Below are 13,837 nucleotides of genomic sequence, written 5' to 3'. Positions count from 1 at the left end.
TGCTTTTTTGACGAAAAAAAAGACTACTTTAAAGAAGTGATGGAACAAACTGTTGTTTCGACACCTTCGTTTTTCAGTTCTTTTACAAGAAACCTGCAGAAACTAGCGCACTTGCTAGTATTCAAAAAGATTCTATTGTATAATTACAGGTTGAAGAGGTCTGATCCTTTTAGAAACTGCCTGCTTGCTTGTCAACAGCTAGTACGGTTTCTTTTTAAAGATCGACTATGTGGATCGATGACTAGTCGCCGACTTTTAACATGCGAAGAAATCAGATAGTAAAGGAGATTCTATGTTTTCAAATTATAAACCGACTTGGATGGTCGATGCGATTTATAAAATCACCCCTAGCCAACTAAAGGCACAGGGGATCAAAGGGATTTTGACCGATCTTGATAATACCTTGATTGCTTGGAATAATCCTGATGGAACCGAAGAATTAAAAAACTGGTTATTGGAAATGAAAAACGCTGGCATACCGGTGATTGTCGTTTCAAACAACAATAGTGAACGCGTGGCACGGGCTGTTGCGCCTTTTGGTTTAAAGTACGTACACCGCGCATTAAAACCTTTTTCAAGAGGGATCAAACAAGGGTATCAGCAATTAGGCTTGAAAAAAGAAGAGGTTGTCATGATCGGCGATCAGATTATGACGGATGTACGAGGTGCCAATCGTGCTGGTGTTCGCAGCATTCTAGTGAAACCAGTGATCCCAACGGATTCTTGGAAAACCCAGTTTAATCGAGCAGCAGAAAGAAAAATCATGAACTATTTATTGAAACACAACCCAGAGTTAAAATGGCGTGGAGGAATTTAATATGACAGAAGGAATCGAAGAAATTCACTGTATCGGCTGCGGGGCATTGATTCAAACAACAAATCCTAACGAATTGGGGTACACCCCGCAATCTGCATTAGAAAAAGGACTTGAATCAGGAGAAGTCTATTGTCAACGCTGCTTCCGCTTGCGCCATTACAATGAGATCCAAGATGTCGCGCTGACAGACGATGATTTCCTACGTTTGCTGAATGAAATCGGGGAAAAAGACGCCTTGATCGTTAATGTCGTAGATATTTTTGACTTTAATGGTTCATTGATCCCAGGACTGCACCGCTTTGTTGGTGATAATCCTGTTTTATTAGTGGGCAACAAGGTGGATATTTTACCGAAATCTTTGAAAAAATCGAAAATGACCCAATGGATGAAGGAACGGGCTCACGAAGTCGGTTTAAGACCCGTCGATGTATTGTTGACGAGTGCCAAGAAACCGGGTGAAACCCAAGCGTTGCTACAAGCGATCGAAACGTATCGTGAAGGTCGTGATGTGTATGTGGTTGGTGTGACGAATGTTGGAAAATCAACATTGATCAATCAAATCATCAAACAAACAGCAGGGATCAACGAGCTGATCACCACTTCGCGATTTCCTGGAACTACATTGGATAAAATTGAGATTCCATTGGACGACGGGCACTTTTTGATCGACACACCAGGAATCATTCATCGTCATCAAATGGCACACTATTTAGGTAAAAAAGATCTGAAAATCGTGGCACCAGCCAAAGAAATTAAACCGAAAGTGTATCAATTGAACCCTGAACAAACCTTGTTCTTAGGGGGACTTGCCCGTTTTGATTTCATACAAGGAGAACGAAGTTCGTTTGTTGCCTATGTAGCGAATGATGTAGCGATCCATCGGACCAAATTAAGTAAAGCCGATGAATTTTATGAGAAACATGTTGGTGGGCTGCTGCAGCCGCCACGAGCAGATGAAGTGGCGGATTTTCCTGAACTCGTCCGTTTCGAATTTTCAATCAAAGAAAAAACTGATATCGTTTTTGCTGGACTTGGCTGGATCACGATCACCAAACCATGTGTCATCGCCGGGTGGGCGCCAAAAGGTGTCGATGTGCTTAGACGCAAAGCATTAGTATAAGGAAGAAGGAAGATTATGGACTTACGAGGAAAACAAAAAAGATTTTTACGAAGTGAAGCGCACCATCTAAACCCGATTTTTCAAATCGGCAAAGGCGGCTTGAATGACGCGATGATGGCGCAAATTGAAGAAGCACTAGAAAAACGAGAATTAATCAAAGTCTCATTGCTCCAAAATACCGATGAGGTTGCTGACGAAGCAGCTGAAACGATCCGGGAGAAAGTCGGCTGTGAAGTAGTTCAGATCATCGGACGAGTGATCGTTTTATTCAAACCGTCTAGTAAAGAAAAATACCAAACGATTTCAAGCAAAGTTCGTTCAATTTAGGAGGGAGAAGGCATGCAAGGACAAACATTTGGAAAGGTACAAACGGTTTTAGAGACACAAACACAAGAACTTGTACCGAAAAAGCAAGTGGGCATTCTTGGTGGAAATTTTAATCCAGTACACTACGCACATCTGGTCATGGGTGAGCAAGTAGGGCAAGCATTAGGGCTGGATAAAGTTTATTTCATGCCTGAGTATTTACCGCCTCATGTTGATGAGAAAAAGACAATCCTCGCTGAGCATCGTTTAGCGATGTTGAAGTTGGCGATCGCCGATAATCCGCGATTTGCTGTAGAGACCATTGAGTTGGAACGAAAAGGTAAGAGTTATACGGTTGATACGATGCGGGAATTGACAGCTAAGAATCCAGATACTAATTATTATTTTATCATTGGCGGGGATATGGTGAACTATTTACCAAAATGGCATCAAATCGATGAGCTGATGGAATTGGTAACTTTTGTGGGGGTTCGCCGCCCGGAAGTGCCGATCGATAGCCCATACCCGATTATTTGGATCGATATTCCTCTAATGGATGTCAGCTCAACAACAATTCGTAAAAAAGTGCAACAAGGTTGTTCGGTTCGCTACTTATTGCCAGATAATGTGTTACACTATATTCAAGAAAAGGGGTTGTACTTGGATGAAGAGTGAACACTACACACAAGCAGAACGGGAACTTTTGATGCAAAAGGTCCAAATGCAGATGAGTCAAAAGCGCTTTGAGCATGTGTTGGGTGTCGAAAAAACGGCCGTTGCCCTTGCGGAAAAATATGGTGCTTCACCGGTCAAAGCCAGCATCGCTGCTTTGACGCATGATTATGCGAAGGAACGCAGCGATGAAGAATTTCAATTAGTCATTCGTAGAGACGGATTTGAATTGGATCTCTTGAACTGGAACAATGCTATCTGGCATGGACTCGTCGGTGCTGATTTCGTTCAACGAGAATTAGAAATCGATGACGAAGAAATCTTACAAGCGATCCGTTTGCACACAACCGGAGCTGCCAAGATGAGCCTACTAGATAAAATCATCTATGTAGCAGATTATATCGAACCCGGGCGTACGTTTCCTGGAGTCGTTGAGGCTAGGGAAATCGCAATGATCGACTTAGATGCCGCTGTTGCTTACGAAACGAAACATACCTTGCTTCATTTGATCGAAACAGAAGCAGTTATCTACCCAAAAACGATCGAAACCTACAATTTTTGGGTGGCCAAATATAGGAGGGAATTACCATAGATAGTCAGAAAATATTAGAAATTGCTGTAAAAGCCGCCGATTCAAAACATGCCGAAGATATTATGGCATTAGATGTGCGGGAAATCTCTTTGCTAGCAGATTACTTTGTGATCTGTTCAGGAAATAGTGAACGTCAAATCAATGCGATCATTGATGAAGTCATCGATAAAGAAGAAGAAAGTCAAGTATCTGTTCGCCGTGTCGAAGGAAAAGATGGTGGAAAATGGGTCTTGATCGACTTAGGTGACGTAATCGTTCACGTATTCAGTGCCTCAGAACGTGCTTTTTACAACCTAGAAAAATTATGGTCTGATGCGCCGCTTGTGGATCTTAATGAATGGGTCGTGGCGTAATGGCTTACGAAACCTTCGCATTTGTCTATGACGAAGTAATGGATTCCAGTCTCTATAAAAAGTGGCTGGATTTTTCTTGTCGTCATTTAGGAAAAAGAAAACAGCTGTTAGAATTGGCTTGTGGAACCGGTGCGTTAGCCGTTGAATTAGCCAAGGCTGGTTTTGATGTGACTGGGTTAGATCTTTCAGAAGAGATGCTGATGATCGCTAGTCAACGGGCTGAAAAAGAAGAGGCGGCTGTGCAATTTGTTGCGGGTGACATGCTGGATCTCGTAGATATTGGCACCTATCAAGCTATTACTTGCTATTCTGACTCCCTTTGCTACATGGAAGACGAGCAGAGTGTGCAGCAAGTGTTTGATGGTGTTTACAGTTGTTTAGAAGAAGATGGCGTCTTTTTATTTGATGTGCATTCCTTATATCAAATCAATGAAGTGTTTCCTGATTATAGCTACCATTACCAGACGGATGAGTTTGCCTTTCTTTGGGAAAGCTATCAAGGAGAAAAAGACCATAGCATTGAACATTTCTTGACCTTTTTTGTTGCACAAGAGAGTGGGTTGTTTGAACGCTTAGATGAGCTTCATCAAGAAAGAACCTATCCTCTCGAAAGCTATTTAAGAATGTTAGAAAATGCTGGTTTTGCTAATGTTGAATGCTACGCTGATTTTATCGATACAAAACCAAATGAAAAAAGCCGTCGCTGGTTTTTTGTCTGCCATAAGTAACCGTTATGTAAAACAGGAGGGATGTCGATGAAGGTTTGCGGACTAGTCGTAGAATATAATCCTTTTCACCATGGCCACCAATACCACGTGGACAAAGCCAGGCAAGAAACCAACGCCGATGTCATTGTAGCCGTGATGAGTGGAAATTTTTTACAGCGTGGTGAACCGGCGATCATCGATAAATGGCAACGAGCCCAAGCGGCATTGCAAAATGGCGTCGATTTGGTCGTTGAACTGCCATCCGCTTGGGCCGTCCAGTCTGCTGATTTTTTTGCAGCGGGAGCGATTAGGATCTTACAAAATCTGCAATGTGATTCTTTGTGTTTTGGTACAGATGCGAAACAACCCTTTGACTATGCAAAGTTCGCTCAGTTTGAAAAAGAAAATCAGCGGATGATCGATGACGCATTTCAACGCATAGCTAGGCAAAATGCTACCTATAGTCAAAAAATGAGTATGGTCCTCAGTGAGCTTTATCCTGAGTACCATGCAGAAAAAGACCAGCCGAATCATCTGTTGGGTATGGGGTATGCACGGGAAGTGTTGTGTTATGAAAAACCAATGAGGCTTGTTCCCATTCAACGAATTGCGGCCTCTTATCATTCAGAACAATTTAAGCATCCAACGATCGCTAGTGCCACAGCCATTCGTCAAGGACTTAAACAAGGTGAAGCTGTTGTGGATTTTGTTCCTGAAGCAACACAAAAATTTCTTTCGCAAACAACAGTCGACTGGGAAGCCTTTTGGCCGTATCTTCAATACCAGATCATTTCTGCCCCCCTCGAAAAATTAGCTGCTATTTACCAGATGGAAGAAGGACTAGAATATCGACTAAAACAATATGTGACTGCGGCGGATTCGTTTGCAGATTTTATCAAGTTGTTAAAGACAAAACGCTATACCCAAACGAGACTGCAGCGTCTTGCTTGTTATGTATTGTTCCAAGTGACAAAAGCTGAAATGAAGGAAGCACAAGCACATCCCTTTATTCGAGTCTTAGGCTATACAAAGCAAGGGCAGCACTATTTAAAAGAAGTCAAAAAAGAGCTGACCCTGCCGCTGATCGCTAAATTCGGTAAGAAAGAAGCACAGCGCTACGGCTTGTCATTGCGGATCGACCAGATTTATCAGCAAGGGAATGCTCAAATCTCAGAACAAAATTTTCGAAGAATTCCGCTTTTTATTGATAAATAAGTGAAAATCGCTTCACAGAACGCCATTTGACAAGTATAATGAATAAGGATTTTTAAAAACAAGAAAGCGAAGTGAAATCATGGGTCGTAAATGGGCAAATATCGTAGCGAAAAAAACTGCTAAAGATGCAAACAATAGCCGAGTTTATGCAAAATTTGGAATCGAAATCTACGCAGCAGCAAAATCGGGTGATCCTGATCCTCACGCGAACCAAAAATTACGCTTTGTTATCGAACGTGCGAAAACCTACAATGTGCCAAAACACATTATTGACCGTGCGATTGAAAAAGCCAAAGGTTCTGGCGATGAACAATACTCAGAACTTCGATATGAAGGATTTGGACCAAATGGATCAATGGTGATCGTCGATACTTTGACAAACAACGTCAACCGTACCGCAGCCGATGTTCGGGCCGCTTTTGGTAAAAACGGCGGGAATATGGGTGTTTCTGGGGCAGTTGCTTATATGTTTGATAACACAGCATTATTTGGCTTTGCTGGTGACGATGCCGATGAGATCTTAGAATACTTGATGGACAAGGAGATCGATGTTCGTGATGTTGTTGAAGAAGATGGACAAATTATCGTTCACGGTGAACCAAGTGACTTCCATGCCATTCAGGAAGCCTTGAAAGAAAAAGGAATCACCGAATTTTCAATTGCTGAAATGCAAATGATTCCTCAAAATGAAGTAACCTTGACTGGCGATGATCTAGAAAAATTCGAAAAAATGATCGATGTATTAGAAGATCTTGAAGATGTTCAAAATGTCTATCACAATGTGGCAGACGCTGAAGAATAAGACATACTGGCAGCCTAGAGGTGATCTGGCTGCCAGTTTTTGGTGTTTTTTTCATCAACCTTCCGTTGTTTAGTCAAGTGAAAAAAACAAGAGAGCGAGAAGCACTTCTCTTGAAAATTCTTCAATATTCATCGTCTTTTCAGTTGGTTTCCAGACATTTTATATGTTATGATTTACTACATAAGCAAACAACTCGTTAGGGGGGCAGACATGGAAGAAAAAATCGTTTTAGAGCCATTTAATCGAATCTTAAGTGGTTTTGAAAAGCTAGCAGAAGTGTCTGTATCGATTTCTGACTGCTCGGCTCTTTGTCGGAAATATCAAAAGTATGGGGTGGAAGGGTATCGTCTAGGCGATTATCGTGGTTCTTCTTATTTGAATCGTTATTTAAATGTCGTCGTTGATCGCGCACCCTTGTTAATTTATAAAGAGCGATTCTTGATTCCTTTGGTCTTTCGCATGTCGGAATACTCTGAACGGCTCTTTATCGATGATTATCGAATGGAAGGGTTCTTCTTGCTGTTGGATTGGCTTTTGGAACACCGACCAGAAAAAGCAATTATTGATTATAAGCGAACGCGTGCTTTACCTCACAGAAAAGAATTGGTGATCGATAGTTCTTATGTGCTTTTTCGATTGACGGAAATTCTCGACGGTGCTGGTTTTCCTCTTAGTCGCTTTACAACGATCGAGGAATTTAGTCAATGGAATCGTACCCATCGTTTGATCGATAATGGCAGTATCGGACGTCATACAAAATTATTTGTTCCAGAAGATCCGGAACACGTTTCTGAGCTGCAGATGATTTTGACAATCGTTGGGATGCGTTATCCAGAAACCCGCTTATTTATTGGCGAATTAAAAGGCTAAAAAACATCACAATCGGCTGGTTTCATTTGAGAATCAGTCGATTGTGATGTTTTTTTGTTAGGTTATTCGTCAATCCGTGATGCTTCTTGAAACTGATAAGTGGCAGGATCAGCTTTCACTAGAAGCGACAATTCTTCTTGGGTAAGGACGGTCAACTGATGCATCGCCCGTGTCGCCATTGTATAAAAAATCAATTGGTCTTGTTCAGTCGCGAAAGTGGTACCTGGTGTCCAGACAAATACTTGGTCAAACTCTAGCCCTTTTGCTAAAAAGGCCGGGAAGATCATGACATTGCGTTTCATGAAGTCTTCTTCAGAGGTGATCAGCTGCACTTGTTCCTGCATTGTTTCTGCCAGCTGGGCATATAACTGCTGGCAATCCTTTGCGGTTTTACAAATGATCGCGGTGCGCCAACGCTGATTCTCAGCTGCCTTTCGAATTCTGGTTTCTAAGAAAGCCAGATTTTCAGATTCAGTTCCTTTAACAATTGTTGGTACCGCACCTTTACGAGCCGTCAATTCCACTTGATCACTGCCAACTAAAAATTGATTGGCGAAATCTGTGATTTCCTTAGTCGAACGATAGCTGGTTTTCAATTGATAACGTTTCACGCTTTCGTGGGGGAATAATTCTGCTAATGCTCCGACGATCGTTTCATTGCCATAAACTTTTTGGTTCAAATCGCCGCACAGGGTGATACCAGCCTTTGGATAAAGCTGACGCAGCAGAGCCACTTGTGCTGGTGGAAAATCCTGCATTTCATCGATAAAGATAAACCGAGCTTTTTCTTCGACGTGAACAGGATAAAGCTGTTTGATCAGTAAGAAAAACAAAACGGCGTCTTCTTGTTTGATTTGTCTTTGGCGCATTCCTTGGCGAATGTTGGCAATACTTTGCTGCCAAGCCGCAGCCTCGATGCCAGTTTCTTTGACTGCAGCAGACTCAACCGATTGTAAAAAGTGTAAGTATTGCTTGGCTTGGTTGATAAACTGAAAGTTTTTCACTCCCCGCGTCAAGGAACGGAACTTCTTACGGACGATCTGCTGTCTGAGTTTCTTCCGCAAACGGCGTTCGTTTTCTTCGCTGTATTCTTGATGAGGATCGTTGGTAAATACTTGTTGCAATTGCTCTTCGGTCGCTTCTTTGACCCAGTCTTTTTTGGCTTCATCTTTTTCCAAGCCGCCGATTTTTTTTAATAATTTTGTTTGAAGCAGTTGGGTTCTTTGGTAAATCGGCAATTCATGATTGGTTTCTTGGTACCAGCGGCGAATCTGTTCTTTTGTCAAATAGGTTTGCCCTTGGATTTTTAGATCACGGAACAAGGGGCCGATCGGTGCAATCGAACGGACATAACGGTTGATTTTTTCCACCAAGAAAAGACTACTTTTGATTTTTTCAATGGCATCATCGTCGCCGCTTAAAAAGTTCTCTTCTTGTTGGGTTTCTTTTGTTACTTCATAGCCAGTCAGAATCAATTGGATAAAGTGGTGGAAGGTTCTTGTGGGCACTTCACTTTCCCCTAATGAAGGCAGGACCATGGATATATAGTCAGAAAACAAATGATTGGGTGAAAACAGCAAGACTTGTTTTTCGTCCAGCCATTTGCGATTCCGGTAAAGTAAAAAGGCGACCCGCTGCAATAAAGCAGAGGTTTTCCCACTTCCAGCAATCCCTTCGATCAGTAAAAATTTATTGGTGGTATCACGAATAATTTGGTTCTGTGCTTTTTGGATCGTTGAAACGATGTTACGCATTTGAGAAGAAGAGGCCTCATCCAAGATTTCCAATAAAAATTCGTCATTGATGATCTCCGAAGTATCGACCATCGATAAGATCTCACCATTTTGAATTTTAAACTGGCGTTTTAAGAGTAGCTCTACCGTAAAACGGTCGGTGTCTGTTTCGTAGAAGGTTTCACCAAGTTCTCCTTCATAGTAAAGATTAGCGATCGGTGCGCGCCAGTCAATGACGATCGTTTCTTCCTCTTTGTCTCGTAAAGAAGCGATCCCTAAATAGAGGGTCTCGGTTTCTTGCTCTTCTTTGAAATCGATTCGAGCAAAGTAGGGATTGCCTGCCATCGTTGTTAGGGTTTTGACGCGTTTTTCTTGTGATTCTGCGGTTTGATACTTGATCAGCAGTTCTTGTTCATGCTGCTGGTACTCGATAACTGATTCATAAAAGGCTTCACTGTCGCCTCCGCGAATTTTCTTATCGGCGATTTCTTTTAATTGATCATCCATTTTAGCGGCTAATTCTTGTTTTTGCTGCGAAAGGATCGCTTGTTCTCTGTGGATCAGAGCAATGGTTTCATTGACATGTTGTTGTTCTTTTTGACGTTCGTTCACGAAGGATCCTCCTTAAAAAAATTGCGACATAAAATTATAGCATATTTTCCCTGTGAATGTCGTGGAAAAAAAGAAACTATGCTAATATTTATAAAAAGAGCTTAGGTGTTCAAAAACGAAACGAAATAGAGGTGGAAAAGGTGAGAGAAGAAGCAGAATTGCGCCAATTGATCATTTCTGTTGGGAAACGTGTTGGGGCACGTGCCATCGGTTTATCTGGTTCACGGACCGATCCACAGGCGCCAAAAGATATTTTGCAGGATTTTGACGTGGTCTTCGTGATGGAGGATATTCAGCCTTTGGTCGATGATTCTTCATGGTTAGAAGCCTTTGGATCAATCATGATCAGGCAAACACCGGAAGCTAGCACGATTTATCCGCCGAGTTTGGGCGGGTGTTTTACGTACTTGATGCATTTTTTAGACGGAGTAAGAATCGATCTCATGCTATGTCCACTTGCACTGGTCGATCGTCTTGCTAAAGAACCAGGCTTGCAGCCGCTGCTTGATCCAGACCAATTACTAAGTTTTGCTAATCAAGCAAATCATTCGCATTACTGGATCAAGCGCCCGACCCAAGCCGCTTTTCAAGAACACTGCAACGAATTTTGGTGGGTAAGCACGTATGTCGTGAAAGGGCTGCTTCGAAAGCAACTAATTTATGCTACGGATCATTTATACACCATTTGTTGGCAAGAATTGTTATGGATAGAAGATTTGTTTGTTGCCCATGCTCAGCAATTTCAGGTGAGTACTGGGAAAAATCATAAATACCTGCAGTCGTTTCTAACGGAAAAGGAGTGGCGGGAATTGACCTCATTGCTTGATTTTTCCACGATCACTGCTTGCGGTCAGTCCCTTTTGAAGATGCAAAAACGATTTGATAAGCAAGCAAAGAAAATCAGCGAGAAATTAGGGTTGGCCTATGATTGGCAAGAAGCTGAGAATGTCCAAACATATACGAAGTATTGGAGTGAAAAAAATTGGCAGATGAGACCAGAGAACCAAAAATAAAAGACAGTCAGATTCAAGCGTTTTGGCAGCGGTTTTTAAAAGCAAATCCAAGAAATCAATCTTCTCTGACCTATGAAGATGCTTGGTCCTTTGGTGATACTTCAGAAATGGCGGATGAACTGGCAGCACTTGTTTTAGCTGGCAAAAAGACAGCGACGACCTCCGCCGCTGCGCTCTATGAAATCGAGCAAGAAGCATTGCCACAATCAGAAACGTATAGTGTCCTTTTAGATGGTTCGGATGTACCAAGAGCTGTTCTTTATTTAGAGTCAGTGTCGATCGTGCCATTTGATGAAGTGACAGCAGCGTTTGCCTTTTTAGAAGGGGAAGGAGATCGCACTTTGGCTTATTGGCGCCGTGTTCATGAAGCTTTTTTTCGACGAGCTTATGCCTCAGCGGGGTTGTCTTTTCACGATCAAATGCTATGCGTTTGTGAAAAGTTTTCTGTCGTGTATCAGGAGGAATAAAGACACGTTTTTCTTTGGAAATCATGGGAATAGCTTTTGTCTTTTTGAAAAAGGTGTATAATCAAAAGCAAACAAAGGAGGAAATCGTATGCCATTTATTCATGTCGAACTAGTTGAAGGGCGTTCGCAAGAACAACTGACGAATATGATGAAAGAAATCACTGAGGCGGTCCATAAAAATACGGGTGCCCCTAAGGAGCATATCCATGTCATCATCAATGAAATGAAGCGAGGAACCTATGCTGTGAATGGCGATTGGAAATAATTCTCTTGCTTTTTCTTGTAGGTAGTGGTTTAATTGAGCCATAATCGATCAATAAAAAAGACACCTGAGTTTGAGAGTCTTCGATAAGAGAGGGAAATCTTGGCTGAAAATTTCCTGGAAGAAAACCAAAGGATGACCACTTTTTTTAGACCTCTGTCGAAACGGAGGCGGTTGAACCGTTATCTCATGAAGAGGAAAACAGACTTTTTCTGTTTTCGAACAATAGGTGGAACCACGAGTGATCGTCCTAGTATCGTAACCGATACTAGGACTTTTTTATTGATTGAAATCATTCAAAGGAGGACATTCATATGTCATTATTTATTACATTTCCTGATGGCGCAAAAAAAGAATTTGCTGTTGGGGTAACAACTAAAGAGATTGCTGAAAGTATCTCGAAAAGTCTTGCAAAAAAAGCCTTAGCTGGAAAAGTCAATGGACAACTGATCGATCTTTCACGTCCGATCGAAGAAGATGCAACGATTGAGATCGTGACACCCGATCATGAAGACGCCTTAGGTTTACTTCGTCATTCGACAGCTCATTTAATGGCTCAAGCCATGCGCAGACTCTATCCATCGATCCATTTTGGAGTAGGACCTGCAATTGATTCTGGTTTTTACTATGACACAGACAATGGGGAAAACCCAGTAACTGCGGAAGATCTACCAGCAATCGAAGCAGAAATGATGAAAATCATTAAAGAAAATCTGCCAATTGAACGACGTGTATTAACAAAAGAGGAAGCTTTGGCTCTTTTTGCTGAAGATCCATACAAAGTTGAGTTGATCACAGAATTACCAGATGACGAAACGATTACTGCCTATCAGCAAGGAGAATTTGTTGACTTATGCCGCGGCCCTCATGTCCCATCGACAGGTCGTATCCAAGTGTACAAATTGTTATCAGTAGCCGGAGCCTATTGGCGTGGAAGTTCTGATAATCAAATGATGCAAAGGGTATATGGAACAGCCTTTTTCGATAAGAAAGACTTGAAGGAATTTATTCGTTTACGAGAAGAAGCAAAAGAACGCGATCATCGTAAATTAGGGAAAGAATTAGAATTGTTTATGTTGTCCCCTGAAGTCGGCGCGGGTTTGCCTTTCTGGTTGCCAAAAGGAGCAACGATCCGTCGTACGATCGAGCGTTATATCGTGGATAAAGAAGTTAGCCTTGGGTACCAACACGTATACACACCAATCATGGCAAACGTGGATTTATACAAAACATCAGGGCACTGGGATCATTACCACGAGGACATGTTCCCACCAATGGATATGGGGGATGGCGAAATGCTGGTTCTACGACCAATGAATTGCCCACATCACATGATGGTTTACAAAAATGACATCCATTCGTATCGTGAACTACCAATTCGGATCGCTGAATTAGGAATGATGCACCGCTATGAAAAATCAGGGGCACTATCAGGGTTGCAACGGGTTCGGGAAATGACCTTAAATGATGGTCATACATTTGTTCGTCCTGATCAAATCAAAGAAGAATTCAAACGGACACTGGATCTTATGGTGGGCGTTTACGAAGACTTTAATATTACTGACTATCGTTTCCGTTTAAGTTATCGCGATCCACAAAACAAAGACAAATATTTTGATGACGATGCGATGTGGGAAAATGCGCAAACAATGCTAAAAGCGGCCATGGATGAATTAGAATTGGATTATTTTGAAGCTGACGGTGAAGCAGCTTTCTACGGACCTAAACTAGATGTCCAAGTGAAAACAGCTTTAGGTATGGAAGAAACCTTGTCAACGATCCAATTGGATTTCTTATTGCCTGAACGGTTTGATCTAACATATGTTGGTGAAGATGGCGAAAACAACCACCGTCCAGTGGTGATCCACCGCGGCATCGTTTCAACGATGGAACGTTTTGTGGCTTACCTGACGGAAGTCTATAAAGGCGCATTCCCAACGTGGTTGGCGCCGATCCAAGCATCGATCATTCCAGTTTCAGTCGAAGCTCACAGTGACTATGCTTACGAAATCAAAGAACGCTTGCAGGCACAAGGACTGCGGGTAGAAGTGGATGACCGCAACGAAAAAATGGGGTATAAGATCCGCGCATCACAAACCCAAAAAATTCCTTATCAAATTGTTGTTGGGGATCAAGAAGTCAATGATGCGACAGTCAATATCCGTCGCTACGGCAGCAAGGAGACCCAAGTCGAAGAATTGAATCTGTTTGTTGATGCAATGGCTGCTGAAGTGAAAAATTATAGTCGAGCATAGCTTTTGGTTCAAAGAAAACGAATGATTTTATAGTATAGGCA

The 13,837-nt window shown here is 42.0% G+C and carries 15 protein-coding genes; 14 read left to right on the top strand and 1 reads right to left on the bottom strand.

Annotated elements, in window-relative coordinates:
• Positions 1-292 precede the first annotated feature (292 nt).
• From IGI94_RS09025 to IGI94_RS08980, 10 genes are all read left to right on the top strand, one after another.
• On the top strand, positions 293-817 hold the full coding sequence (locus tag IGI94_RS09025) for a YqeG family HAD IIIA-type phosphatase (protein WP_008378174.1): 525 nt from the start codon (positions 293-295) through the stop codon (positions 815-817).
• 1 nt (position 818) lies between these two features.
• Positions 819-1,937: a ribosome biogenesis GTPase YqeH gene (yqeH, locus tag IGI94_RS09020; RefSeq protein ID WP_042890926.1), complete on the top strand. Its 1,119-nt coding sequence runs from the start codon at positions 819-821 to the stop codon at positions 1,935-1,937.
• Positions 1,938-1,952: 15 nt separating this feature from the next.
• A complete protein-coding gene (yhbY, locus tag IGI94_RS09015; protein ID WP_005225905.1) occupies positions 1,953-2,264 on the top strand; it encodes a ribosome assembly RNA-binding protein YhbY in 312 nt (103 codons plus the stop codon).
• A 12-nt stretch (positions 2,265-2,276) separates the two neighbouring features.
• On the top strand, positions 2,277-2,918 hold the full coding sequence (locus tag IGI94_RS09010) for a nicotinate-nucleotide adenylyltransferase (RefSeq protein ID WP_438899647.1): 642 nt from the start codon (positions 2,277-2,279) through the stop codon (positions 2,916-2,918).
• Entirely contained in the window at positions 2,908-3,507 is a 600-nt protein-coding gene (gene yqeK / locus IGI94_RS09005; RefSeq protein WP_008378167.1) for a bis(5'-nucleosyl)-tetraphosphatase (symmetrical) YqeK, read from the top strand. The genes IGI94_RS09010 and yqeK overlap by 11 nt, the downstream gene beginning before the upstream one ends.
• A gap of 11 nt (positions 3,508-3,518) precedes the next feature.
• A complete protein-coding gene (rsfS, locus tag IGI94_RS09000) occupies positions 3,519-3,860 on the top strand; it encodes a ribosome silencing factor (protein WP_034878521.1) in 342 nt (113 codons plus the stop codon).
• Entirely contained in the window at positions 3,860-4,588 is a 729-nt protein-coding gene (locus IGI94_RS08995; RefSeq protein ID WP_438899985.1) for a class I SAM-dependent DNA methyltransferase, read from the top strand. Before rsfS ends, IGI94_RS08995 begins: the two co-directional genes overlap by 1 nt.
• Positions 4,589-4,615: 27 nt before the next feature.
• On the top strand, positions 4,616-5,782 hold the full coding sequence (locus tag IGI94_RS08990; RefSeq protein WP_438899646.1) for a nucleotidyltransferase: 1,167 nt from the start codon (positions 4,616-4,618) through the stop codon (positions 5,780-5,782).
• A 79-nt stretch (positions 5,783-5,861) separates the two neighbouring features.
• Positions 5,862-6,584, top strand: coding sequence for a YebC/PmpR family DNA-binding transcriptional regulator (locus IGI94_RS08985; RefSeq protein WP_005225911.1), 723 nt, complete (start codon positions 5,862-5,864; stop codon positions 6,582-6,584).
• A gap of 210 nt (positions 6,585-6,794) precedes the next feature.
• Complete coding sequence (locus IGI94_RS08980) at positions 6,795-7,454, top strand: hypothetical protein (RefSeq protein ID WP_034872543.1); 660 nt, start codon at positions 6,795-6,797, stop codon at positions 7,452-7,454.
• A 62-nt stretch (positions 7,455-7,516) separates the two neighbouring features.
• Here IGI94_RS08980 and helD read toward each other — a convergent pair whose 3' ends face one another.
• Positions 7,517-9,799 carry an RNA polymerase recycling motor HelD gene (helD, locus tag IGI94_RS08975; RefSeq protein ID WP_438899645.1) on the bottom strand — a complete coding sequence of 761 codons (2,283 nt, stop codon included), beginning with the start codon at positions 9,797-9,799 and terminating at the stop codon, positions 7,517-7,519.
• Between the two features lie 140 nt (positions 9,800-9,939).
• On the opposite strand from helD, the gene IGI94_RS08970 reads away from it, so the two are divergent.
• The 4 genes from IGI94_RS08970 to thrS all read left to right on the top strand — a co-directional run bounded on the left by IGI94_RS08970 (position 9,940) and on the right by thrS (position 13,796).
• Complete coding sequence (locus IGI94_RS08970; protein WP_438899644.1) at positions 9,940-10,812, top strand: aminoglycoside 6-adenylyltransferase; 873 nt, start codon at positions 9,940-9,942, stop codon at positions 10,810-10,812.
• Entirely contained in the window at positions 10,782-11,279 is a 498-nt protein-coding gene (locus IGI94_RS08965; protein ID WP_005235615.1) for an ASCH domain-containing protein, read from the top strand. Before IGI94_RS08970 ends, IGI94_RS08965 begins: the two co-directional genes overlap by 31 nt.
• An 88-nt stretch (positions 11,280-11,367) precedes the next feature.
• A complete protein-coding gene (locus tag IGI94_RS08960; RefSeq protein WP_438899643.1) occupies positions 11,368-11,544 on the top strand; it encodes a 2-hydroxymuconate tautomerase in 177 nt (58 codons plus the stop codon).
• A gap of 311 nt (positions 11,545-11,855) precedes the next feature.
• Positions 11,856-13,796, top strand: a complete 1,941-nt coding sequence (gene thrS / locus IGI94_RS08955; RefSeq protein ID WP_005235617.1) for a threonine--tRNA ligase — start codon at positions 11,856-11,858, stop codon at positions 13,794-13,796.
• Positions 13,797-13,837: the final 41 nt, after the last annotated feature.

The sequence above is a fragment of the Enterococcus sp. AZ149 genome, from assembly GCF_051714285.1.
GTDB classification, from domain to species: domain Bacteria; phylum Bacillota; class Bacilli; order Lactobacillales; family Enterococcaceae; genus Enterococcus_D; species Enterococcus_D entomosocium.
This window is presented reverse-complemented; position numbering and strand designations above follow the sequence as displayed.